The following is a 24507-nucleotide window of genomic DNA, read 5'->3' on the forward strand; positions in this document are numbered from 1 at the left end:
ATTCGTCGCCTCACCGTCACTCCGCCTTCCTGGCCAGATCCGTGGCGGCCGGTGTCGGCCCGCCGCCCTTGTAAGTGACGCGCCACAGCGCCGATTCGGCGTCCGAGGTGAAGAAGCCGCGCCCGTAGTCGAGGACGTACAGCGAACCGTCCGGTGCGAACTTCCAGTCCATGAGGTTGCGGATACCGCCCTCGCCCACCGGAATGATCTTCTTCAGGGACTCGGCATGGGTGGGAATGCCGCCCTGGCCGACGGTCCTGGGGTCGGTGAGCACCGCGTGCCGCGGCTGGTCGCCGTCGTAGAAGTCACCGACGAACCACTTGCCGTCCCAGTACGCGGGCCACTTGTCCTCGCTGGTGCTGGTGGCGTCGTACCGGTAGACCGGTCCGTTCATGGTCGCCTGGCCACCGCCCTTGAGCCACGGCATCAGCTGCTTGCCCTCCTCCGTCCGGTAGCTGGGGATGCCGTCGGCGTCACGCGGGTAGTCGATGCCGCCGCCCTGCGGGGAGTACCAGATGTTGTTGCCGGTGACGGGCGGCAGGTTCACCAGGCCGTCGTTGTTGGGCGACTCGTTCTTCGGGTGATCGCAGTCGTACCAGCCCAGCGGCTTGTCCGGGTCCGGCAGATTGCGGTCGCGGTAGGGCTGCTTGTTGCCCATGCAGTACGGCCAGCCGCGGTTGCCCGCCTCGGTGATCGCGGCGAACGTGTCGTACTTGGCGGGGCCCCAGGTCGTCGACGGCTCACCGGCGTCGGGGCCGACCCAGCCCGCGTACAGGACGTCGGTCTTCCGGTCGACGGCGATCCTGGCCGGGTTGCGCACCCCCATGACGTAGATCTCGCCCCGGGTCCTGCCACCGCCCTCGTCCTGCTCCTTGCCGGTGAAGAGATTGCCGGCGGGCAGGGTGTACGTCCCGTCGGCCTCGGGGTGGATGCGCAGGATCTTGCCGTTGAGGTTGTTGGTGTTGCCCGCGGTGCGGCGGGCGTCGGCGAAGGAGAGGCCCTTGTAGTGGGGCTCCGGGTTGTTGCCGGAGTAACCGTCGCTGAATCCGGAGGAGTTGTTGTCACCGGTGGCGATGTAGAGATTGCCCTTGCTGTCCCAGGCCATCCCACCGCCCGCGTGGCAGCAGCTGTGCACCTGGACCGGCCACTTCAGCAGTACCTTCTCCGACGCCAGGTCGAGCTTGTCGGTCGCCAGGTCCAGGGTGAAGCGGGAGACGCGGCGTTCGGCGACCTGCTTGTCGCGGTCGAGCTGCGAGTGGGGTGTGTAGTGCAGATACACCCAGCCGTTCCGCTCGAACCCCGGGTCCAGCTCGATCCCGAGCAGTCCCTCCTCGACCTTGACCAGCTCGTCGCCGCCACCCTTGTTGCCGAAGACCGTCAGCGCGCCGGCGAGTGTCACCTTCTTGGTCTTCGGGTCGTACACATGGATCTGGCCCTGGCCCTTGCCGACATCGGGGTCGTTCCAGTCGGTGACCACGGGCTGATCGGAGTCCGCGCCGCCGCGACCGATGTAGAGCACCCGCCCGTCGGGGGCGGTGACCAGCCCGTGCGGCTCGCCGATCTGGTCGGACTGGCCCGGCTTGTTGGGCCGGGTGACGCGTTCCGCCTTGTAGTTGGCGTCGATGGTGGCCTTGCAGTCGGCCCGCACCAGCCGGGTCGTCCACAGCAGCGCGCCACGCAGATGGTCGCGGAAGTCGGCTTCGCTGTAGGAGTCCGCGGTGCCGCCCATCCCGGTGTAGAAGGAACGCCCGCCGTCGTAGTCGCGGCACCAGGAGACCGGGTGGTCCCAGCCGTTGGCGCTCGCGCCCGGCTTGTACGAGATCTCCCGCACCCGGGCCACGGTGTGGACGGCGCCGGACGGATTGGTCTTCCAGTTCAGCCAGGTGTCGGGCCGCTTCCACTCCAGCGGAAGGTCCTTGGTGGCCGGATGCACCCGGTCGCCGACCTCGACCGTGGCGCGCTGGACGGCGGCCGGGCTGCCGTCGGCGGGCCGGGCGCCGATCAGTCCGGTGAACCAGTCCGAGTACGGCTCGGTGCGCGCCGCGTCGTGGATGCCGAGGAACCCGCCTCCCGCCTCCATGTACGACTCCAGACCCGCCTCCTGCTCCGGGTCGAGGATGTCGCCGCCGCCGGTCAGGAAGACCACCGCGTTGTAGGTGCCGAGCTTCTTGGCGGAGGCGAAGACGGAGGCGTCGTCGGAGGCCACGGTCTTGAACCGCTGGTTCGCCGGGCCGCTCTGCCCGATCTTCTCGATGGCCGCGATCCCGGCGTCCACCGTCGGCGACTCCGCGGTCGCCGAGCCGTGGAAGACCAGCACCTTGACGTTGCTGCCGCCGGGTGGCGACGGCAGGGACAACGTTGTCCTCGGGCCGGTCCGTGCCTGCGTTCCGTCGGCCGGTGGAATCGGCCGGGCCGCCGCCGAGGGTCCGCCGAGTAACGACGCGCCCAGAGCGCCGGCCGCGAGAGCCGCCACCAGACCACGCCGCGATCCGGAGCCGCGTCGCTGTGGTGTGTGCTGCATGTGTTCACCCACCCCTCTGTGGTCACTGCAAACGCGGATGAAGCTAGACCTCTTTGCGCGGCACGCCAAGAGCTATGACCGCAATCGCACGAACTTTGTCCTGGGTGTGGATAAACGGGGATCCCCCGGCTACCGTACGGACGTCCCGGGGCGGCCTGTGCCCCGTCAATCTCCGTACAGCAGTGGGGAGTTCGGCATGGACCGACGTACCTTCAACCGGCGTCTCCTGGCGGGTGGCGCGGTCGCCGCGACGGGCGCGACATCGTTGTCCCTCGCCACGGCCACCGGACCCGCGAGCGCGGCGGAGACCGCTCCGAGGACGGCCCCGGCCGGCGGAGCGGTCCGCACGGTCAAGCTGTACGCCGAGAAGCTGGCGGACGGGAAGATGGGGTACGGCCTGGAGAAGGGGAAGGCTTCGGTCCCGGGGCCGCTGATCGAACTGACCGAGGGCGACACCCTCCACATCGAGTTCGAGAACACCATGGACGTGGACGCGAGCCTCCATGTGCACGGGGTGGACTACGACGTGGCGAGCGACGGCACCCGGCTCAACAAGAGCCATGTCGAGCCCGGCGGCACCCGTACGTACACCTGGCGCACCCACGCCCCCGGCAGGCGCAAGGACGGCACCTACCAGGCGGGCAGCGCCGGGTACTGGCACTACCACGACCATGTCGTCGGGACGGATCACGGCACCGGCGGCATCCGCAACGGGCTCTACGGCGGGGTGGTGGTCCGCAGGAAGGGGGACCTGCTGCCCGACCGGACGTTCACGATCGTCTTCAACGACATGACGATCAACAACCAGCCGCCGCACTCCGGTCCGGACCTGAAGGCGACCGTCGGTGACCGGGTGGAGATCGTCATGATCACGCACGGCGAGTACTACCACACGTTCCACATGCACGGTCATCGCTGGGCGGACAACCGGACCGGGATGCTGGCCGGGCCCGACGATCCGAGCCGGGTGGTGGATACGAAGATCGTCGGGCCCGCGGACTCCTTCGGGTTCCAGATCCTGGCGGGGGAGCATGTCGGCGCGGGTGCCTGGATGTACCACTGCCATGTCCAGAGCCACTCCGACATGGGGATGGCCGGTCTCTTCCTGGTGGCCAAACCGGACGGAACGATCCCCGGCTACGAACCGCACCACCCTGCCTGACCCGTGCACCGGGCCGTGAGAGGGCGCGGCGGGTCGGGGCGGAGTGTCCGCACGTACGCCAATGGGGTCGTCGCGCTACCCGGCCGGACGCACCGGGCGGCCCGCGCCGGGCCGCCCCGTCCGGGCCCCGCCAGACTCGGGAAGCAGGTCAGCGGGCACCCCAACAGAGGAGCAACCTCATGCTCAGCATCCCGTTCGTCGCGGGCTCACCCAACTGGATCGACCTCGCCACCCCCGACCTCGCGGGGGCCAACGCCTTCTACGGCGGGCTGTTCGGCTGGACGTTCCGGTCGGCAGGGCCCCAGTTCGGCGGCTACGGGATGTACATGCAGGACGGGAAGGCGGTCGGGGCCGCCATGGAGATGCCCGCCGAGCAGGCGAAGCCCTCCTGGTCCGTCTACTTCCACGCCGTGGACTCCGAGGCGACCGTCAAGGCCGTGGAGGCCGCGGGCGGTGCGTCGATGTTCGGGCCGCACGACGTGGCCGCGCTGGGGCGGATGTCCGGGTTCACGGACGTGACAGGTGCGCGCTTCTCGACCTGGCAGCCCGAGGAGCACAAGGGGCTGGACGAGGTGAACGCCCCCGGCACGTTCTGCTGGGCCGAGTTGTACACCACCGACGTGCCCGCGTCGGCGGCGTTCTACCGCGCGGTGTTCGGCTGGGACACCAACTCGGCGCCGTACCCGGGAGGTACGTACACGATGGCGAGCCCCGCGGGCACCGGCCCCGAGGCGAACTTCGCGGGCTTCGTCCAGACCGGGGCCGACTCGTCCGACGGCTGTTACTGGCTGCCGTACTTCGAGGTCGACGATGTCGACGCGACCGTGGCCAGGGCGAAGCAGCTCGGCGGCTCGGTGGTGATGGAGCCGGTCGACCTGCCGGGTGTGGGCCGACTGGCCAAGGCCACCGACCCGTACGGCGCGCAGTTCGCGCTGATCAAGGACGCCGACGCGGACGCGTGAGCACGGCGCGATCCTCGTTCATCGTTTGTTGAACGGATATTGATCGCTGCCGGGCACTGTGTCACCCATGTCGATCACCATCAGCAACGCCCCTGAGCTCGCTTGGCAGGAGCGGGCGCTGTGCGCCCAGACGGGGCCGGAGTTCTTCTTCCCCGACCCCGGAAGCTCGACCCGCGACGCCAAGCGGCTCTGCGGCATCTGCGAGGAGCGCGTGGCCTGCCTGGAATACGCACTCGACAACGACGAGCGGTTCGGCGTCTGGGGCGGCCTCTCCGAGAAGGAGCGGCTCCGCCTCAGACGCGAGGCGAGCTGACCCGGCGCCCGCGGACACCCGACGCCGCCGCCCGGTGGCCGGCGCCGACAACGGCACCGGCCACCGGGCGGCGGCTGCGAAACGGGAGCGGTGACGAGACCGGCGCGGCTACGACGCGGCGGCGGCGCGCGCCGCCATCCGCGCCTTGCGGGCCGCGAGCTTCTCGTCGAACTTGGCGGCCTCGGAGTCCAGGCCCCCCATGTACATCCCCAGCTCTTCCTGCGCCTTGAGCCCCTCCGGGCCGAGCCCGTCGATGTCCAGGACCTTCAGGTAGCGCAGCACGGGCTGGAGCACGTCGTCGTGGTGGATCCGCATGTTGTAGATCTCGCCGATCGCCATCTGCGCGGCGGCCCGCTCGAAGCCGGGCATCCCGTGACCGGGCATCCGGAAATTGACGACGACGTCGCGCACCGCCTGCATGGTGAGATCGGGAGCGATCTCGAAGGCCGCGCCCAGCAGGTTGCGGTAGAAGACCATGTGCAGGTTCTCGTCGGTCGCGATCCGCGCCAGCATCCGGTCGCACACCGGGTCGCCCGACTGGTGGCCGGTGTTGCGGTGCGAGACCCGGGTGGCCAGCTCCTGGAAGGCGACGTACGCGACCGAGTGCAGCATCGAGTGACGGTTGTCCGACTCGAAGCCCTCCGCCATGTGCGCCATCCGGAACTGCTCCAGCTTGTCCGGGTCCACGGCGCGCGAGGTCAGCAGGTAGTCGCGCATCACGATGCCGTGCCGCCCCTCCTCCGCGGTCCAGCGGTGCACCCAGGTGCCCCAGGCGCCGTCGCGCCCGAAGAGCGAAGCGATCTCGTGGTGGTAGCTGGGGAGATTGTCCTCGGTCAGCAGATTGACGACCAGTGCGACCTTGCCGATGTCCGTGACCTTGGACTGCTCCGGCTCCCAGGCCTTTCCGTCCTCGAACAGGCCCGGGAAGTTACGGCCGTCGCTGAACGGAACGTACTCGTGCGGCATCCAGTCCTTGGCGACCTTGAGATGGCGGTTGAGTTCCTTCTCCACCACCTCTTCCAGCGCATACAGCAGTCGGGCGTCGGTCCACGCGTCCGAACTGCCGAGGTGGGGAGAGGTGATCGTCACGGGTGCTCCTGGGGACGGGAGTGGTACCTACGGATTCGTAGGTTACGTATCCGTAGGTTAAGGCGGCAGTAAGGCCCCGCCAACCCCCGCTTCCGATATGCGCCCGTACAGACCGCTATGTGCGCAGGTCATGCGGGCACACGGAGAGCCAGGTCACTCAGCGTTCGCACGTTCCGGCTCCTGTGATGTTCACCGGAAAGGCCCCACGGCGCCCTCCCCGTCCTCCCCGCTCCCGCCGAGCGTGAGCCACCGGGTGATCCCGATCGACTCCAGGAACGGCAGGTCGTGACTGGCCACGATCAGTGCCCCCTCGTACGCGTCCAGGGCGGCCGTCAGCTGGCGCACGCTCGCCATGTCCAGATTGTTCGTCGGCTCGTCCAGCATCAGCAGCTGCGGCGCGGGCTCCGCGAGCAGCAGCGCGGCCAGTGCCGCGCGGAAGCGCTCGCCGCCCGACAGTGTTCCGGCCGGCTGATCGGCGCGGGCCCCCTTGAACAGGAAGCGGGCGAGCCGCGCCCGGATCAGATTGTTGGTCGCCTCCGGCGCGTTGCGTGCCACGTTCTCCACGACGCTCAGCCCGTCGTCGAGCACGTCGAGGCGCTGCGGCAGGAACCGCATCGGGACATGTGTCACCGCCTCGCCGGAGACCGGCTCCAGCTGCCCGGCCAGGGTCCGCAGCAGCGTCGTCTTCCCCGATCCGTTGCGCCCGGTCAGGGCGATCCGCTCCGGGCCGTGCACGGTGAACTCGCCGTCGATCCCGCTCCCGTAAGGCAGCCGGAGATCACGCAGAGTCAGCACGCCCCGGCCGGGATGCACGACCGTGTGCGGCAGCTCGATCCGGATCTCGTCGTCGTCCCGCACCGCGTCCGCGGCGTCGTTGAGGCGCTCCTTCGCCTCGTCGAGCTTCTCGGCGTGCATGATGCGGTGCTTGCCCGCGGATTCCTGCGCGGCGCGTTTGCGCGCGCCCATCACGATCTTGGGCTCACGCTTGCTGTCCCACATCTTCTGCCCGTACCGCTTGCGCCGGGCCAACTTCACCTGGGCCTCGGCCAGTTCGCGCTTCTGCTTCTGCACGTCGGCCTCGGCGACCCGGACCATGCGCTCGGCGGCCTCCTGTTCCACGGCGAGGGCCTCCTCGTACGCGGACAGGGCTCCGCCGTACCAGTGGACCTCCCCGTCGCGCAGATCGGCGATCTGGTCGACGCGTTCGAGGAGTTCACGGTCGTGACTGACGACGACCATGAGGCCCGACCAGGCGTCGACCGCCCCGTACAGCCGTCGGCGGGCGTGCAGATCGAGGTTGTTGGTCGGCTCGTCGAGCAGCAGGACGTCCGGCCTGTTCAGCAGCAGCGCCGCCAGCCTGAGCAGGACGGACTCCCCGCCCGAGACCTCGCCGACGGTCCGGTCCAGGCCGATGGAGCCGAGCCCGAGCTGGCCGAGTACGGCGTACGCGCGCTCCTCCACGTCCCAGTCGTCGCCGACCGCCGTGAAGTGCTCCTCGGCCACGTCGCCCGCCTCGATGGCGTGCAGCGCGGCCCGTGTCCCGGCGATGCCCAGGGCCTGGTCCACGCGCAGGGCGGTGTCGAGCGTCAGATTCTGCGGGAGGTATCCGACCTCGCCGGAGGTGCGTACGGCCCCTCCGGTCGGGGCGAGTTCACCGGCGATCAGTTTCAACAGGGTTGACTTCCCTGACCCGTTGAGGCCGATGAGGCCGGTACGTCCGGGGCCGACGGCCAGCTGGAATCCGTCCAGGACGGGGGTTCCGTCCGGCCAGGAGAAGGAGAGGGAGGTGCAGGAGATATGGGTGGTGGGGAGGGTAGACATGGGTCTCCCGGTTGCTGGAAGTAACGGAGGGCAACGGGTGGAGACACCGCCGGGGCATGAAGAAGGCCCTGGTCCGGCAGGACAGCTCGGATACCGAGGTCACACGCGGTGCGCGCAGGTGTGATCACTGCACGTCACGGTGTCTCAAGACCTCAGTAGAGCAACGTCCTACTCCGATCGACGACAACAGGGCCGTCGCCCACGGTACGGCCTGCGCCGGGCCGTCGCCAGCGATTAAACGGCACGTGCCGCCCGCCGGGGACGAGGCCGCTGTCAGCAGGCGTCGCGCAGCAGCTCCGCGACGTCCTGGTCGACGTCGAGATAGCTGTGCTCGCGCCCCGCGGGGACCAGCGCCTCGGTCTTCTCCAGGAAGCGGCGCAGCTCGGCGGTGTGGACGTGCACCATCGCGATGCCCTCGCGGGCATGGAACTCCAGCACCGTCCGGTCGTAGCCGTACGGCCTGATCCGTACGTCTCCGAGACCGGCCGGTCCGGACACCCCGGCGGCCAGCAGCTCACGGGCGAAGGCCCAGCAGACCTCGATGCCGGCCAGGGTGGCCTGCGGAGGGAAGCCCACGCTGACGGCGAAGGGGTCCTCGCGGTCGTAGCGCAGAGTGGTGGGGACGGTCTCCATCCGGGGCGCGGATGTGACCAGGCGAGCCTGGACGGCTTGTTCGACGACGTACGGCAAGGTCTCGCTCCCTCCTCGGGGTTCGGCTGACGATGCTCTCGAAGAGTCAGACGTTCGGCGGCGGCGATCCGTGCACCGGCCGCCGCCGTGACGTCCGTCACCCGCGTCCGTCACCCCGGGGGAGGGCGTGCGTCACCCTCCGGCCGGCCTCCACAGCACCGCGCTCGGCTCGGCGGGTGACAGGGTGACCTTCCCGCTCCAGTCGGCGAACGACGCCGTCGGCAGGTAGTCGCGGCCGAGGAAGAAGGCACGGGTGACTGCCGTGACGTCGAGGGTGGCCTCGCTCGCGCCGACCGGGGTGCGGATCGCGGTGATCTCCGCGATGTCGGCGGCCGTGGTGCCGGGCGGGAGTTCGACCGTGGTGGCGGCCGTACCGTCGCGGTTCACCGAGGACGTCGGTACGGCGTGGTCGGAGCGGTACACCGTGTCGCCGCCGCGCAGCCGGACACCGACGGTGAGGCCGACGTCGCCGGTGGCGCCCGCCGGGGCCGCGGTGTGGGCGACCGCGATGTAGAGGTAGTCGCGCTGGTCGCCGACCTCGGGGGTGGACGGGTCGGTGGGCGATTCCGTCCTGCCCTCGCGGACCATCTCCTGGGCCATCACCGGGTAGGTCCAGGCGTTGGTGTCCATCAGGTGCTCGCGCGGCTGCCCGGCGGGCAGGTCCTGCGCCGGGGAGAGCGAGAACCGCATGGGGTCGTCGACGCTGTCGCACATGTTGTTGTTGGAGGTACAGGTCTCCAGCAGCGGGCGGCCCCCGTCGAACTCGCCTGCGAACCGCAGCGTTTGATGGTCGGGGGCCTGGTAGACGCCGGTGCCGGGCACCCGGCGGCCGTGCGCGTCGATCTCGGTGCGGTAGACCCACTCGATGTCGGTGGTACGGCCCCAACGGGCCATCAGGGCGGGGGAGTCGGTGCCGCCGTCCTCGTTGCTCCAGATCACCGAGTACTGGAGCACGCGGTGGCCGGGCACGGCCGAGGGAAGGAACTCGTGCCACATGACCAGGGGGGTGTCGGTGGTGGCGCTCTGGAACTCCGTGCCGAGCGCGGGAATGTTCCGGCCGTACAGGACGGGCGCGTTGCGCAGGACCGTACCGGCGTCGGTGTCCTCGGGGGTGACGGAGACCGCGAGGGAACCCAGCAGCGCGCGCGTGGCACCGGCCGGGGAGCGGTCGGCCGCGAAGGCGAGACGCAGGGTGTGGTGCCCGGCGCGCAGATGTCCGAGCGTGAAGGAACGGGTGAGGGGCTCGCCCGAGGGGATCACGACATCGGTGGTGTACCGGCCGTCGGTGGACACGGACACCACGGCGGACTCGCTGCCCCTGGTCTGCCAGGAGACCCCGGGCGCCGAGGAGTCCAGGGTCAGGACCGCCTCCCCGGTGCGGGCCGTGGAGAACGCGACGCTTCTGGCGGGGCCGCCCCGCCGTACCTGGACGGCCGGTGGCGCGGGGGAGACGCGACTCGCCGACGCGCCGGACCGCGAGTGGGACGCCGGCCGGGACGCCGTGGCTGCCTGGGCCGGAGACATGACGCCCAGGGCCGCAGCGGCCGTCAGCGCCGCGGTGGCCGCGGCGGTGCTGAGCCGTGCCGTACGCCGTGCCGCGCGCCGCGATTGGTCCACTTTCCCGCCGCCGCCTCCGTATGCGCGCGGTCGCTCGCCCGTGTGCCCGTCCAAGTGCCTGCTCATCTGTGTCCTGGCCTCTCACTACGGTTCGGCTTCGATCACATCCGTGCTGTGCTCCGGAGAATGCACTGCGCCACTGAACGGAAGTATGCGTGCGCATATCTGCTCGGAAAAGCCTTCCTGCACGCATCGTTGACACGGAAAGGGTCAAGTGGTCTAGTCCTCCAGAGCCCCGTTCCGGGGGCGGTGCCGAACCGTGGAGGATCGTTGATGTTCCGCAAGCAGCCCGACGGACCACACCACAGGCCGCCCAGGCCTCTTCTCAGACCACTGGCTTCCGGGCTCGCGCTGGCACTCGCAGCAGCCCCGCTCACCGCGGCGGTCGCGGCCGGGACCGCGAGCGCGGCCCCGAAACCGGTCGCCCCCGTCATCACCCCCACCCCGCAGGCGGAGACCGTCCGCTCCGACAGCGTCCGGATCACCCCGACCGTCGACGTCGTCACCGGCAGCACGACCGACGCCGCCGCGCTCGCCCTGGTGGAGAAGTCCCTGAAGGCGGCCGGAGCCACCCGGCTGGCCGTCGGCACGAAGAGCAGTGATCCCGGCAGGCTGGCGGTCTACGTCGGTGGCCCCGGCGAGAACGCGTCCGCCACCAAGGCCCTCGACGCCCTCGGCGTCAAGGGCACGCAGGGGCTCGCCGCCGAGGGCTATGTGCTCGCGGCCGGCCGGGCCCACGGCGACGGCGCGGGCCGGATCGTGCTCTCCGGCGTCGACGCGACCGGCACGTACTACGCCGCGCAGTCGCTCAGGCAGGTGCTCCCGCAGAGCAGCCACCCCGGCGGGTCCGTACACGGCCTGAACGTACGGGACTGGCCGTCCACACCCATCCGCGGCACCATCGAGGGTTTCTACGGAACCCCGTGGTCGCAGGCCGCGCGCCTGGACCAGCTGGACTTCTACGGCGCGCACAAGATGAACATCTACGTCTACTCGCCGAAGGACGACGCCTACCTCCGGGACAAGTGGCGCGACCCCTACCCGGCGGACCAACTGGCCCAGATCAAGGCCCTGGTGGACCGGGCCCGCGCCGATCACGTGCAGTTCACCTACGCCCTCTCCCCGGGTCTGAGCGCCTGCTACAGCTCCGACGCGGACCTCAAGGCGCTGATGGACAAGCTCCAGACCATCTGGGACATCGGCGTGCGGCAGTTCGCCATCCCGCTGGACGACATCAGCTACACCAACTGGAACTGTGACGCCGACAAGACCAAGTTCGGCACCGGCGGCGGGGCGGCGGGTGCCGCTCAGGCCTACCTCCTCAACCGGGTCAACGAGCAGTTCATCAAGACCCACGAGGGCGCGCAGCCGCTCGAAATGGTGCCGACGGAGTACTACGACGTCACCCCGTCGCCGTACAAGACGGCCATCGCCGAGCAGCTGGACAAGGACGTACTGGTCGAGTGGACCGGAGTCGGCGTCGTCGCCCCGACCATGACGGTCGCTCAGGCGCAGTCCGCCAAGAAGGTGTTCGGCCACTCGATCCTGACCTGGGACAACTACCCGGTCAACGACTACGTCACCAACCGGCTGCTGCTCGGGCCGTTCAGCGGGCGCGAGAAGGGGCTCGCCGACCAGCTCGCGGGCATCACCGCCAACCCGATGATCCAGCCGTACGCCTCGAAGCTCGCGCTGTCCACGGTCGCCGACTACACGTGGAACGACACCGCGTACGACCCGGACCGGTCGTACGGGGAAGCGGTCGACGAGATGGCGGGCGGGAAGGCCGACGTGGAGCGCGCGCTGCGGGCGTTCACCGACGTCAACTACAGCTCCTCGCTGAACAAGCAGCAGGCGCCCGAGCTGTCCGCCGCGATCTCCGGCTACTGGGACGGCAAGGTGTCGGCCCGCACGCTGTCGGCGGCACTGCGGGAGCTGCAGGACGCCCCCGCCGTACTGCGGGCGAAGCTGTCCGACAAGGGTTTCCTCACCGACGCCGCGCCGTGGCTGGATTCGGCCGGGGCCTGGGGCACCGCGACGCAGACGGCGCTGACCATGATCGAGGACGCGAAGGCAGGCCACGGCGCAGCCGCGTGGACCGCCCGGCAGAAGCTGGCCGGGCTGGTCGCCAAGGCCAAGGCGCCGGTGTACGTCGACATGAACGGCGGGAAGATCCCGGTCGTGGTGGGCGACGGGGTGCTCGACACCTTCGTGACCCGGGCGCTCACCGAGCAGGGGAAGCTGCTCGGACTGCCGTCGAAGGCGGTGGGCCAGACAAATCTCGGTGTCTACTCCGGGAACGCCGCGGACCGGATGACCGACGGTGACGACTCCACGTACTTCTGGAGCAGCGAGGCCGCGAACAACGGGGACTGGGTCGGCGTCGACCTCGGCTCCGAGCGGAGCATCAGTGACGTCAGCGTCGCGATGGCGAAGTCCGGCAGCGACAGCGACTACATCCACCAGGGTGTTCTGGAGTACTCGTCGGACAACAAGACGTGGCACGAGCTCGGTTCGTTCAAGGACGAGCCGACCGCCACGGCGAAGGCCCCGGCCGGCACCACGGCCCGTTACGTCCGCGCCCGTTCGACGGCCGACCAGACCAACTGGGTGGTCGTACGGGAGTTCCACGTGGGCGGCGCCGAAGCACCGGCCGTGACGGGCAACCCGCCCGCGGCGGACGGCAGCACCCTGGCCGGCGCGGCGGACGGGAACGCGGAGAGTGTCTACCGGGCATCGCGCGCCCCGAAGGCCGGAGAGTCGCTGGACGTGACCCTGCCGCAGGCGCAGCCGGTGCACACCGTGACCGTCCTGGCCCCTGACGGGGTGACGGGCGTCAAGGCGTCCGTGCAGGTACGGTCGGGCGGAACGTGGCGGACGGTCGGAACGACGGCCGGCGCGTTCACCCAGATCAAGGTGAGTGCCGACGCGGCCGACGCGGTCCGTCTGCTGTGGGCCGACGGCTCGGCGGCTCCGCAGATCAGCGAAGTGGTCGTGCGATAACCGCGGGAACACCGCGTACTGATGGGGGCCGGGCGGCCACGAACCGCTCGGCCCCTCTCAACTGTCCGGGACCGTGGGGGAGTTGTCCTCGCGGTCCCGAACGGTTCCCGGCCGCGCCGTCACGCCGTGCGGGGTGTCACGCGGTATTGGGTGTCACGCCGTACGGGGTGTCACGCCGTCCCGAGTTCCGCGTACGCCACCGGATCGGCGAGTACCTCCTGGACGATCTGCGCGGCAGCTCCCCGGGCCGCGTCACCCGCGACCGACGAGGCGCGCAGCCGGCCACTCCCGTGCGACCAGAGCCCCGACACCACCCGGCCGGTCAGCTCCCGGTCGGCGCCCGGCGACAGCCACGGCATCAGGCCCCGGTAGATACCGCCGAGCACCACCGCGTCCGGGTCGAAGAGATTGACCGCGCCGGACAGCACCCGCCCGAGCATCAGTCCGGCCGCCCCGACGGCCGCCACCGCGCGCTCGTCACCGGAGCGGGCCCGCCGCTCCAGCTCCGCGACCCCGGACACCCCGGTGCTCTCGTCGATACCGGCGGCCCGCAGCAGCGCGGACTGGCCCGCGTACTGCTCCAGACAGCCTCGTGCGCCGCAACGGCACGCGGGACCCGCCACGTCCGCCACCACATGGCCGATCTCACCGGCGAACCCATGGGCGCCGCGCAACAGTTCACCGTCGAGCACCAGGGCGCCGCCGACGCCGATCTCGCCCGTCAGATAGAGGAAGCTGCGGACCTCGCCGAGACCGCCGAACCACAGCTCGGCCAGCGCGGCCAGATTGGCCTCGTTCTCCGAACTCACCGGCAGGGCCCGGTGGGCGGGGCGCACCGCGGCGAGCGCCTGCGCGAACAGTTCCTCGGCGGCGACCCCGTTCCAGCCGAGGTTGGGCGCCTGGCGGACGGTTCCCCCGGAAACCAGGCCGGGCAGCGCCAGCTGTACGCCGACCGGTCCCAGTTCCTGCTCCGCGGCCGACTCCAGCGCGCGGGCGGCGACCCGGGCGGCGCGGACCAGCACATCGGCGGGCGGCGCGCCCCGGTTGTCGAGGTGCTCGGTCACACGCACCCGGTCGGCGCCCGCCAGATCCACCACACACACCGACACGTAGTCGATGTTGACCTCGACGCCCACCCCCGCGGCCCCGGTCCTGGCGGGCTTGAGCACCGTGCCGGGGCGTCCCGCCTGCCCGCTGAACGTCTTTCCCGACTCGGCGAGGAACCCGCTCTCCAGCAGCTGTTCCACCAGCGAGGACACGGCCGCCCGCGTCAGGCCCACCCGTCCGGCGACTCCGGCCCGGGTCGCCTCGCCCTGGTCCCGGACGGCCCGCAGTACGAGGCTGAGATTGTGCCGCCGCACGGTGTCCTTGTCGGCCTTGGGCCCGAGCGGGGTCAGGTTCTTCTCCATATCGCCGCGAGCCTACTTCCCGGCCCCGTTCGCCGGGGTTCCGCCCGCCGGCCCCGGCGGGCGCCGTCGTGGGTACCGCGCCGTTGCCGGTGGCCGAGGTTAGCGTGGGAACCGCTGATCCGTACGGACCCCGCAGGCGAGCGCCGACCGGGAGCGGCCGGTGACGGGGTCCGGGTGACCGCTCGGTCCGAAGCCTTGTGCGGAGTGGAACACGTTCTTAACATCATCGATGTCACATCAGTTGTGTCACAGTGCTGGGGGCTTGATGGCAGCGACAGGGAACGGCCCGCTGGCCGGGGTGCGCGTGGTCGAGCTGGCGGGCATCGGGCCGGGCCCGTTCGCCGCGATGCTCCTCGCGGACCTCGGAGCCGATGTCGTACGCGTCGACCGGCCCGGCGGTGCGGGGCTCGCGGTCAACCCGGAGTACGACCTCACCAACCGCAACAAACGCTCGGTGCTCGTCGACCTCAAGGCCGAGGACGGCCCCGCCCGGGTCCTCGACCTCGTGGAGCGCGCCGACATCCTCATCGAGGGCTACCGGCCGGGCGTCGCCGAGCGGCTCGGCGTCGGCCCCGAGCAGTGCCACGCCCGCAACCCGAAGCTGGTGTACGGGCGGATGACCGGCTGGGGACAGGACGGACCGCTCGCCCGGCGCGCCGGGCACGACATCGCGTACATCGCCGTCACCGGCACGCTCGGCATGATCGGCAACCCCGGCGAGCCGCCCGCCGTTCCGGCGAACCTGGTCGGCGACTACGCGGGAGGCTCGCTCTACCTGGTCGTCGGCGTCCTCGCCGCGCTCCAGCACGCCCGTACGGACGGGGGAGCGGGCCAGGTCGTCGACGCCGCGATCGTGGACGGCACCGCGCATCTGACCACGATGATCCACGGCATGCTCGCGGCCGGCGGCTGGCAGGACCGGCGCGGCGCCAATCTGCTCGACGGCGGCTGCCCGTTCTACGGCAGCTACGCCACATCGGACGGCGAGTACATGGCTGTGGGAGCCCTGGAGCCGCAGTTCTACGACGAGTTCGTCCGGCTGCTCGGGATCGCCGCCGAAGCGCCCGCACGCAAGGACGTCGCCCGGTGGGACGCGCTGCGCGACACCATCGCCGCCCGTTTCCTGACCCGGACGCGCGCGGAGTGGACAGCGGTCTTCGAGGACTCGGACGCCTGCGTGGCGCCGGTCCTCTCGCTGCGCGAGGCCCCCGCGCACCCGCACGTCGCCGCGCGCGGAACGTTCGTCGAACACAGCGGCATGACCCAGCCCGCGCCCGCCCCGCGCTTCTCCGTGACGCCCGGTTCCGTACGCAGGGGGCCCGCGAGGCCGGGCGCCGACACCGTGGAGGTGGCCCGCGACTGGGGCGTGCCCGGTATCGCGGCGGAGACCGGCCCGCCGGAACGGGACGCGCGGCGGACAGCGGGGGCGGGAGACCGTTGAAGCGACAACTCCAGAAGCGGATGGCCGACGTTCCTGACCAACTGCTTCATGAATATGCGTACGTGACTGAGTGTCAGATATCGAAGGCGTGCACCGGCGGCCGTATACGGACGATCTGCGGCGGCACGACCGAGATCATGATGGAGAACACCGGCCGCCCCTTCCTTGCCTGACCCTCCTCGAAAGGCTGCTGTCTTGAGTACCGAAGCATTCGTCTACGACGCGATCCGCACCCCGCGCGGGCGCGGCAAGGCCAATGGCGCCCTGCACGGCACCAAGCCGATCGACCTGGTCGTCGGCCTGATCCACGAAATGCGCCGCAGGTTCCCCGGCCTCGACCCGGCCGCCATCGACGACATCGTGCTCGGCGTGGTCAGCCCGGTGGGCGACCAGGGCTCCGACATCGCCCGTATCGCGGCCGTCGCCGCCGGACTGCCCGACACCGTCGCCGGGGTGCAGGAGAACCGCTTCTGCGCCTCGGGCCTCGAAGCCGTCAACCTCGCCGCCGCCAAGGTCCGTTCCGGCTGGGAGGACCTGGTCCTGGCCGGTGGGGTCGAGTCGATGTCCCGGGTCCCGATGGCCTCCGACGGCGGGGCCTGGGCCATGGACCCGATGACCAACTGGGACACCGGCTTCGCCCCCCAGGGCGTCGGCGCCGACCTCATCGCGACCATCGGGGGATTCACCCGGCACGACGTCGACTCCTACGCCGCGCTGTCCCAGGAGCGGGCGGCCGAGGCATGGAAGGACGGCCGCTTCGCGCGCTCCGTCGTTCCCGTCACGGACCGCAACGGCCTGGTAGTCCTGGACCACGACGAACATCTGCGCCCCGGCACGACCGCGGAGTCGCTCGCCGCGCTCAAGCCCTCCTTCGCCACGATCGGCGAGATGGGCGGCTTCGACGCGGTCGCACTGCAGAAGTACCACTGGGTCGAGAAGATCGACCACGTCCACCACGCGGGCAATTCCTCCGGCATCGTGGACGGGGCCTCACTGGTCGCCATCGGCTCCGGCCAGATCGGCGAGCGCTACGGGCTGACCCCACGGGCCCGTATCGTCTCGGCCGCCGTGTCGGGGTCCGAGCCGACCATCATGCTGACCGGGCCCGCGCCCGCCACCCGCAAGGCCCTCGCCAAGGCGGGTCTGACCATCGCCGACATCGACCTCGTGGAGATCAACGAAGCGTTCGCGGGCGTCGTCCTGCGCTTCGCCAGGGACATGGAGCTCCCGCTCGACAAGATCAACGTCAATGGCGGGGCCATCGCGCTGGGCCACCCGCTCGGCGCCACCGGCGCGATGATCCTCGGCACTCTCATCGACGAACTGGAGCGCCGCGACCAGCGGTACGGCCTGGTCACGCTCTGCGTCGGCGGCGGCATGGGCGTCGCCACCGTCATCGAGCGTCTCTGACCGCGTCCCTTCCCTCACGGCCCGCAAACGGAGCAGCCACACCATGAGCGAGAACACCACCATCCGCTGGGAACAGGACGGGACCGGCGTGGTCACCCTGGTACTCGACGACCCCCACCAGTCCGCGAACACCATGAACCAGGCGTTCAAGGAGTCGATCGCGGCCGTCGCCGACCGTGCCGAGGCCGAGCGCGACAGCATCCGCGGCATCATCGTCACCTCCGCCAAGAAGACCTTCTTCGCGGGCGGCGACCTCAAGGACCTGATCAGGATCGGGCCCGCACAGGCCCAGCAGGCCTTCGACACGGGCATGGACATCAAGCACGCCCTGCGCCGGATCGAAACCCTCGGCAAACCGGTCGTCGCGGCCGTCAACGGCGCCGCCCTGGGCGGTGGTTACGAGATCGCGCTGGCCTGCCACCACCGGGTCGCCCTCGACGCCCCCGGCTCCAGGATCGGCCTGCCCGAGGTCACCCTGGGCCTGCTGCCCGCCGGTGGCGGCGTCACCCGTACCGTACGGCTGCTGGGCATCGCCGACGCGCTGCTCAAGGTGCTGCTCCAGGGCACCCGGTACACCCCCCGTAGCGCCCTGGACAACGGCCTGGTCCACGAGATCGCCGCCACCCCCGACGAGATGCTCGCCAAGGCCCACGCGTTCATCGACGCGAACCCCGAGTCGCAGCAGCCGTGGGACGTCAAGGGCTACAAGATCCCCGGCGGTACTCCGTCCGACCCGCGCTTCGCGGCCAACCTCCCCGCCTTTCCCGCCAATCTGAAGAAGCAGATCAACGGCGCCCCCTACCCCGCCCCGCGCAACATCCTCGCGGCGGCCGTCGAGGGCTCCCAGGTCGACTTCGAGACCGCGCAGACCATCGAGGCGCGGTACTTCGTGGAGCTGGTCACCGGCCAGATCTCGAAGAACATGACCCAGGCGTTCTTCTTCGACCTCCAGGCCGTCAACTCCGGCGCCAACCGCCCCCGGGACATCGAGCCACGCCCGGTCCGCAAGGTCGCCGTCCTCGGCGCCGGAATGATGGGGGCGGGCATCGCGTACGCGTGCGCCCGCGCAGGCATCGAGGTCGTCCTCAAGGACGTGTCGTCCGAGGCGGCGCAGCAGGGCAAGGCGTACGCGGAGAAGCTCCTCGCGAAGGCGCTCTCCCGGGGCCGCACCACCGAGTCGAAGCGCGACGCGCTGCTCGCTCTCATCACCCCGACCGGTGACCCCGCCGACCTGGCGGGCTGCGACGCGGTGATCGAAGCGGTCTTCGAGGACCCGGCGCTGAAGAGCAAGGTGTTCCAGGAGATCGAAGGCATCATCGAGCCCGGCGCGCTGCTCTGTTCCAACACCTCGACCCTGCCCATCACGCTGCTCGCCGAGGGCGTGACACGGCCCGCCGACTTCATCGGTCTGCACTTCTTCTCGCCCGTCGACAAGATGCCGCTCGTCGAGATCATCAAGGGCGAGCGGACCGGCGACGAGGCCCTGGCACGCGCCTTCGACCTGGTACGCCAGATCAGGAAGACCCCGATCGTCGTCAACGACTCACGCGGCTTCTTCACGTCGCGGGTCATCGGACAGTTCATCAACGAGGGCGTGGCGATGGTCGGCGAGGGCGTCGACCCCGCGTCGGTGGAGCAGGCGGCGGCGCAGGCCGGCTACCCGGCCAAGGTGCTCTCCCTGATGGACGAGCTGACACTCACCCTGCCGCGCAAGATCCGCAACGAGGCGAAGCGGGCCGTCGAGGAGGCGGGCGGCACCTGGGCCGGGCACCCGTCGGACGAGGTCATCGACCGGATGGTCGACGAGTTCGGCCGCACGGGCCGCAGCGGGGGAGCGGGCTTCTACGAGTACACCGACGGGAAGCGGGACGGTCTCTGGCCCGGTCTGCGCGAGCACTTCACCGAGGCCGGGGTGGACATCCCGTTCACCGACATGAAGGAGCGGATGCTCTTCTCGGAGGCGCTGGACACCGTCCGCTGCTTCGAGGAAGGCGTACTGACCTCGGTCGCCGACGCCAACATCGGCTCGATCTTCGGCATCGGGTTCCCGGGCTGGACGGGGGGCGTCATCCAGTACATCAACGGATACCCGGGCGGTCTGCCCGGCTTCGTGGCACGGGCGCGTGCGCTCGCCGAGCGGTACGGGGAGCGGTTCGCCCCGCCCGCCCTGCTGGTCGAGAAGGCCGAGAAGGGCGAGCAGTTCAGCGACAGCTGACCCGCTCGGCCCGCCGTGCCGCCGGTCGGACCGGTCAGCGGGGGGCGCCGGTCGCTGCGGGTCCGTCCACGTAACGGGCCCGCAGCTCCTCCTTCAGTGACCGCTGGAACGCGGTCACCAGCGCCTGCACGACCATCGGCTGCATGGAGGCGGAGAGCGACTTCATCGCCTCCACGGCCGCCGGATCGCGCTCGCGCTCCCGGTAGGGCCCCCACACCTCGTCCTGGAAGAGCCGGGTCAGTTCCTTCGCCGCGGCCCGGGTGTGTTCCAGCACCACCGTACGGGCGGCCAGGATCGTCTCGTGCTCGATCGGCACGTCGAGCAGCTGGACACCGAGCGCGAGCAACCCGGGGTCGACCCGGAAGGCATCCGGGTCGCCGGTCACCCTCTCCAGCACGTTCATCGCGGCCAGCCGGTCGATGTCCCCTCCCGACAACGCCCGCCCGGCCCGCCGCTCCAGCTCGGCCCGGGTGGCGTCGTCCGCGCCCTCCGGCGCCCACGAGGCCACCACGGCACGGTGGATGGCGAGGTCGTGCGCGCTCAGGTCCTCCGGCAGCTGCTGGAGGTAGCGCTCGATCGCGGCCAGCGTCAGCCCGTGGTGCTGAAGCTCCTCGATCAGCGCGAGGCGGGAGAGATGGGCGGGGCCGTACAGACCGACGCGGCGGGGACCGATCACCGGTGGATGCAGCAGACCGCGGGTGCTGTAGAAGCGGACCGTACGCACCGTGACCCCGGCACGCGCGGCCAGTTCGTCGACCGTGAGGGCCGTCTCCCCGGTCTCCGTCGACATGGCGGTGCCTCTCTTCCCCGGACCGGTACGCGGTCGGTCCGGTGCAACAGTATTGCTGTCTCACCACTCCTGTGAAAGTGCCCTGGTTGGGCTACTGTCGTCGGGCTGTGGCCGGGTGGCCGAAGGACGGACGGGGAGGGCCTGATGGCTCCACGGAGTACCGCCGATGCGGCGCTGCTGACCCACGCGCTGGACGGTGAGCCGGCGCCCGCGGACCCGCTCACCGAGCAGATACTCGACGCGGCGCGTGAGCAGTTCACCACCTTCGGTCTGCGCCGGTCGACCGTCGACGACGTGGCGAAACGGGCCGGGGTCTCACGCGTCACCGTGTACCGGCGGTTCGGCAACAAGGACGGGCTGGTCTCCGCCTGCCTGATCCGCGAGTACCGCAGGTTCGTCATGGACGTCGACGCGACCGTGGCCGGCCTGCCCACCGTGGAGGACCGGCTGGTCGAGGGGTTCCTCGTGGTGCTCCAGCACATCCGGCAACACCCGCTGATCGGCGGGCTGCTGCGGCTGGAGCCCGAGACGCTGCTGCCCTTTCTGACGGTGGAGAGCGGCCCTGGTTTCCTGGCCGTCCGGTCGTATCTCGCCGACCGGCTGCGGCACGCGCAACGGCTGGAGGGCAGGCCGGTGACCGATCCGACGCCGGTCGCCGAACTGATGGTGCGGATCACCGTCTCGTTCCTGCTCAACCCGGTCAGCTGCTTCGAGCTCGACGACGACGACCAGGTACGGGACTTCGCCCGCCGGTACCTCATTCCGCTGCTGGGGCGCTGACCCGGCGTACCGCGTGCGGACCGTCGCCCGTCCGCCGTCCGTCCGTCTCCTGGCCGTCCGTCTCCTGGCCGTCCGTCTCCTGCTCGTCGGGGAGCGGATGCAGCGGGCGGTTCTGCGCCCAGTGCGGACCGAGGTCGTCCAGCGTCCAGCCGAAGGGGTAGGAGCTCGGCTTGGGCAGCGCGGGCCGTCGTCCCGGCCGCGCGGGCAGAGCCCGTACGACGTACGACCTGGCCCGCACGGCCCGGACGGCGGCCGACCGTACCCACTGCGGCTGCGGGCGGAAACCGAGCGCCCGCAGCAGTGGCTCGTCGAGCAGCGCCAGCGCCAGCCGGGCCACCAGGGGGCTCATGAAGCGTGGATACCAGCCCGCCATCACCCGGAAGGTGGCGTTCGCGACCCGGCGGTTGGCCGGGTGGTACGCGAACATCTCCGCCTCGTAGGCGTCGAGGAATCTCTCGAAACCGGCGTAGCTGGAAGGGGCGCCGTCGATGCCCATCATCAGCGCCGTCCGGTGGCCGACCAGGGCCAGGGCCTCGGCCTCGTTGGCGCAGAGTTTTCGCCAGCCGAAGCGGTCGATCCAGCGCTTCGGGCCGACGACGGTCGTGGCGAGGACGTACAGGAAGTCCTCGTTGGGGATGCGGTACCTGCCGTGGATGCGGTTGAGATGGCGGGCGGCGGCCCGGCCGCGCGCGCTGTCGAACCCGTCCCGGACCATCTCGTAGCCGATGAGTACGGTGTCGTCGTACCGCTTCTGCCCGGCCTTCTCGAACTCCTGTGTGCGGTCGAGCAGTTGAGATATCCGGGGGACGCCGTAGTCGCGCAGGAAGGCGACGCTCACCCCCTGGGCGTAGTCCCAGGGGAACTCGTACTGCGAGATCAGCCGGTGGATGTGTTCGAAATCCCGCGCGGGGTCCATGGCGCGGATCTCGCGCAGGCGACTGTAGCGGCCCATGGCTTCGCCTCCTCGGGTGCCCGGAACGGAGGGTGCGTGAAGGCCCGCGCTGCTCAACCTGCCCTGGTACGCAGCGTGTTGACGAGCCCCTCCGATGCCGGAGAGTCAATGTTACAGAAACTATCGACTTGTTTCACAGCGCACGTCAACGCCCCTGACGGACCTTCAGGGATGTGGCTGAATCGGTCTGCTGAGGTGGTGCGGCCGGGTGCTCGTGGATGTCCTGGCGGAGCGGTCGGCCCGGCTGCATACTGGAAAATGCACAAACCGGACATATAGCGAACTGTTTCCCGGTGGCCCGGGGGACGGGGCCTGGTCCGACGGCACGCCTCCGTCCCACGACCTTCAGGAGCATCACCATGAGCAGCCCCAGCAGGCCCGCCGAACCGGCGCCGCCCCCGCCGGGCGGCGTGCTGTGGAGCGAGGTCGGCGACATCAGGACGCTGCTCACCCTGCCCGCGGCGCTGGCCATGCAGGTCGCGCACCCGGCCGTCGGCGCCGGGGTCGACGAGTTCTCCGACTTCCGTACGGACCCGTGGGGCCGCGCCGAGCGCTCGCTGTGGTCGCTGCAGCTCTGGGTGTACGGCGGTGACGCGGCCGTCGAGGAGGGGAGCCGCCTCCGGGCGCTGCACCGGGGTATCGAGGGCACCGACACCCGGGGCCGCCACTACCGCGCGCTCGCTCCGCACACCTACGCCTGGGTGCACGCCACCGGCTTCCCGGTCTTCCTGCGGCGCCGGACGTACCTCGGCCGCCCCTACACCGAGGCGCAGCAGCGGCAGCTCTACGGGGAGTGGCTCCAGGTCGGCCGGGTCCTCGGCATCGACGACCGGGACATGCCGCAGACCGTCGAGGCGTTCTGGCCGTACTACCGCAGGATGCTGGCCGACGAGATCGAGGCCACCCCCCTGGTGCGGGAACTGACCGATGTCCGCAGCCCGGTACCCGCCCCCGACCGGGGGCCCCGGGTGGTCCGGCTGCTCGTACGGGCGCTGTGGCCCGTACTGCTGCCGCCCCTGGCGCGCTTCCGGCGCTTCGTCACCGTCGGGCTGATGCCGCCGGACGCCCGCGAGGCCATGGGGCTGGAATGGACGGACTCCCAGGAGCGCGCACTGCGCCGCTTCGGCCGGTTCGTGGGAGCCGTGGTGCCGGTGCTTCCCGAGCGGCTGCGCTACCTCCCCCTGGCCCGCGCGGCGCGGGCCCGCCACCGGGTCAGGCGGACGCCCGGCGCACCAGATCCGTCGGCATGATCACTGAATCCGGCGGGGTGACGGTCTCCCGGTCCAGGCCGCGGATCAGCATCCGCACCATCAACTGCCCCATCCCCTCGATGTCCTGACGGATCGTCGTCAGCGGAGGGTCGGTGAGTTCCGCGACCTTCTCCATGTTGTCGAAGCCGACCACCGCCACGTCCTCCGGCACCCGCCGGCCGTGGTTCCGCAGCACCTGGAGCGCGCCGGACGCCATCAGGTCGTTGGCCGCGAACACGGCGTCCAGCTCCGGCCGGCGCGCCAGCAGTTCGGCCATGGCCGCGGCTCCGCTCTCCTCGGTGAAGGCGCCCTGGGCGGTGAGCCCCGGATCGACGTCCAGCAGCACGTCCCGGTACCCGTCCAGCCGGTCGATGCCGGAGGTCTGGTCCTGGGGGCCCGCGATGTGCGCGATGCTGCGGCGCCCGAGCCCGACCAGGTGCTGTACGGCCTGGCGGGCGCCGCCCCGGTTGTCGCAGTCGGCGTACGGCAGGGCGAGGTCCGACTCCGGGCCCTTCCACACCGGACGGCCGCCGAACACCGCCGGGATCCCGGCCTTGTGGATGACGGCGGGCAGCGGATCCTCGGTGTGCAGCGAGAACGCCAGCGCGCCGTCCACATGGCCGCCGGCGAGATAGCGGGCGACCCGGTCGTAGTCGCCGCTTCCCTCCACGAGGAGCAGGACCAACTGCGAGTCATGCGCTGTCAGTTCGCGGCTTATGCCGCGCAGCTGCTGGGAGAAGAACGGGTCCGAGAAGATCCGGATCTCGGGCTCCGCGATGATCACGGCCACCGCGCCGTTGCGCCGGGTGACCAGTGTCCTGGCCGCGTGATTGGGGATGTAGCCCAGCTCGTCGACGGCCTCCTGGACCCGTTCGACCAGCAACTGCCGCACCCCGGCGCCGCCGTTGACGACGCGCGACGCGGTCGCCCGGGACACACCCGCGCGGGCCGCTACGGCCTCCAGGGTCGGACGGGAGCCGGGGATCGGATCGGGCACGGGAGCTCCTCGTCGGCGTAGTTGCTGGTCGGGTGGTGCTCGCGGTGGGAGCAGCGTAACGACCTGGTGCACGATAGGCGGTTGA

18 protein-coding genes are annotated in these 24507 nt (G+C 70.6%); 9 read left to right on the forward strand and 9 right to left on the reverse strand.

From position 1 onward, the window contains the following. Positions 1-16 precede the first annotated feature (16 nt). Positions 17-2521, reverse strand: coding sequence for a ThuA domain-containing protein (locus NBY69_RS21825; protein WP_250302864.1), 2505 nt, complete (start codon positions 2519-2521; stop codon positions 17-19). 196 nt (positions 2522-2717) lie between these two features. Between NBY69_RS21825 and NBY69_RS21830 the strand changes: the two genes are divergently transcribed. The 3 genes from NBY69_RS21830 to NBY69_RS21840 all read left to right on the forward strand — a co-directional run bounded on the left by NBY69_RS21830 (position 2718) and on the right by NBY69_RS21840 (position 4958). Next, complete coding sequence (locus NBY69_RS21830; RefSeq protein ID WP_250302866.1) at positions 2718-3683, forward strand: multicopper oxidase domain-containing protein; 966 nt, start codon at positions 2718-2720, stop codon at positions 3681-3683. Between the two features lie 179 nt (positions 3684-3862). Continuing rightward, positions 3863-4645: a VOC family protein gene (locus NBY69_RS21835; RefSeq protein ID WP_250302868.1), complete on the forward strand. Its 783-nt coding sequence runs from the start codon at positions 3863-3865 to the stop codon at positions 4643-4645. Positions 4646-4712: 67 nt separating this feature from the next. Then, positions 4713-4958, forward strand: coding sequence for a WhiB family transcriptional regulator (locus NBY69_RS21840; RefSeq protein WP_250302869.1), 246 nt, complete (start codon positions 4713-4715; stop codon positions 4956-4958). Between the two features lie 108 nt (positions 4959-5066). On the opposite strand, the gene NBY69_RS21845 is transcribed toward NBY69_RS21840, so the two are convergent. The 4 genes from NBY69_RS21845 to NBY69_RS21860 all read right to left on the reverse strand — a co-directional run bounded on the left by NBY69_RS21845 (position 5067) and on the right by NBY69_RS21860 (position 10175). Further along, a complete protein-coding gene (locus NBY69_RS21845; protein ID WP_250302871.1) occupies positions 5067-6047 on the reverse strand; it encodes an acyl-ACP desaturase in 981 nt (326 codons plus the stop codon). Positions 6048-6236: 189 nt separating this feature from the next. Then, a complete protein-coding gene (locus NBY69_RS21850; protein WP_250302872.1) occupies positions 6237-7868 on the reverse strand; it encodes an ABC-F family ATP-binding cassette domain-containing protein in 1632 nt (543 codons plus the stop codon). Between the two features lie 273 nt (positions 7869-8141). Continuing rightward, positions 8142-8558 (reverse strand): SsgA family sporulation/cell division regulator, encoded by a 417-nt coding sequence (locus NBY69_RS21855; protein ID WP_250302874.1) that lies wholly within the window; start codon positions 8556-8558, stop codon positions 8142-8144. A gap of 132 nt (positions 8559-8690) precedes the next feature. Continuing rightward, positions 8691-10175, reverse strand: coding sequence for a hypothetical protein (locus tag NBY69_RS21860; protein ID WP_250302876.1), 1485 nt, complete (start codon positions 10173-10175; stop codon positions 8691-8693). 273 nt (positions 10176-10448) lie between these two features. Between NBY69_RS21860 and NBY69_RS21865 the strand changes: the two genes are divergently transcribed. After that, positions 10449-13178 (forward strand): beta-N-acetylglucosaminidase domain-containing protein, encoded by a 2730-nt coding sequence (locus tag NBY69_RS21865; protein WP_250302878.1) that lies wholly within the window; start codon positions 10449-10451, stop codon positions 13176-13178. A 170-nt stretch (positions 13179-13348) separates the two neighbouring features. Here the strand turns inward: NBY69_RS21865 and NBY69_RS21870 are convergent, their stop codons facing one another. Then, positions 13349-14587: an ROK family protein gene (locus NBY69_RS21870; RefSeq protein WP_250302880.1), complete on the reverse strand. Its 1239-nt coding sequence runs from the start codon at positions 14585-14587 to the stop codon at positions 13349-13351. A 265-nt stretch (positions 14588-14852) separates the two neighbouring features. Here NBY69_RS21870 and NBY69_RS21875 point away from each other — a divergent pair, with 265 nt between their 5' ends. From NBY69_RS21875 to NBY69_RS21885, 3 genes are all read left to right on the forward strand, one after another. Further along, complete coding sequence (locus tag NBY69_RS21875; RefSeq protein WP_250302881.1) at positions 14853-16028, forward strand: CaiB/BaiF CoA-transferase family protein; 1176 nt, start codon at positions 14853-14855, stop codon at positions 16026-16028. A gap of 195 nt (positions 16029-16223) precedes the next feature. Then, the gene (locus tag NBY69_RS21880) at positions 16224-17438 is read left to right on the forward strand and encodes an acetyl-CoA C-acetyltransferase (RefSeq protein WP_250302883.1); all 1215 of its coding nucleotides are present in this window, start codon (positions 16224-16226) and stop codon (positions 17436-17438) included. Positions 17439-17481: 43 nt separating this feature from the next. Further along, entirely contained in the window at positions 17482-19653 is a 2172-nt protein-coding gene (locus NBY69_RS21885; RefSeq protein WP_250302885.1) for a 3-hydroxyacyl-CoA dehydrogenase NAD-binding domain-containing protein, read from the forward strand. Between the two features lie 34 nt (positions 19654-19687). Here NBY69_RS21885 and NBY69_RS21890 read toward each other — a convergent pair whose 3' ends face one another. Beyond that, on the reverse strand, positions 19688-20443 hold the full coding sequence (locus tag NBY69_RS21890) for a MerR family transcriptional regulator (protein ID WP_250302887.1): 756 nt from the start codon (positions 20441-20443) through the stop codon (positions 19688-19690). 144 nt (positions 20444-20587) lie between these two features. Here NBY69_RS21890 and NBY69_RS21895 point away from each other — a divergent pair, with 144 nt between their 5' ends. Further along, a complete protein-coding gene (locus NBY69_RS21895) occupies positions 20588-21223 on the forward strand; it encodes a TetR/AcrR family transcriptional regulator (protein WP_250302889.1) in 636 nt (211 codons plus the stop codon). Here NBY69_RS21895 and NBY69_RS21900 read toward each other — a convergent pair. Further along, on the reverse strand, positions 21201-22175 hold the full coding sequence (locus tag NBY69_RS21900) for an oxygenase MpaB family protein (RefSeq protein WP_250302890.1): 975 nt from the start codon (positions 22173-22175) through the stop codon (positions 21201-21203). The two genes, NBY69_RS21895 and NBY69_RS21900, sit on opposite strands and share 23 nt — an antisense overlap. A gap of 359 nt (positions 22176-22534) precedes the next feature. On the opposite strand from NBY69_RS21900, the gene NBY69_RS21905 reads away from it, so the two are divergent. Then, entirely contained in the window at positions 22535-23425 is an 891-nt protein-coding gene (locus NBY69_RS21905; protein WP_250302891.1) for an oxygenase MpaB family protein, read from the forward strand. Here the strand turns inward: NBY69_RS21905 and NBY69_RS21910 are convergent. Next, positions 23388-24422: a LacI family DNA-binding transcriptional regulator gene (locus tag NBY69_RS21910; RefSeq protein ID WP_250302893.1), complete on the reverse strand. Its 1035-nt coding sequence runs from the start codon at positions 24420-24422 to the stop codon at positions 23388-23390. The two genes, NBY69_RS21905 and NBY69_RS21910, sit on opposite strands and share 38 nt — an antisense overlap. Between the last annotated feature and the right edge of the window lie 85 nt (positions 24423-24507).

It is taken from the genome of Streptomyces sp. A 4/2 (assembly GCF_940670765.1).
GTDB lineage: Bacteria > Actinomycetota > Actinomycetes > Streptomycetales > Streptomycetaceae > Streptomyces.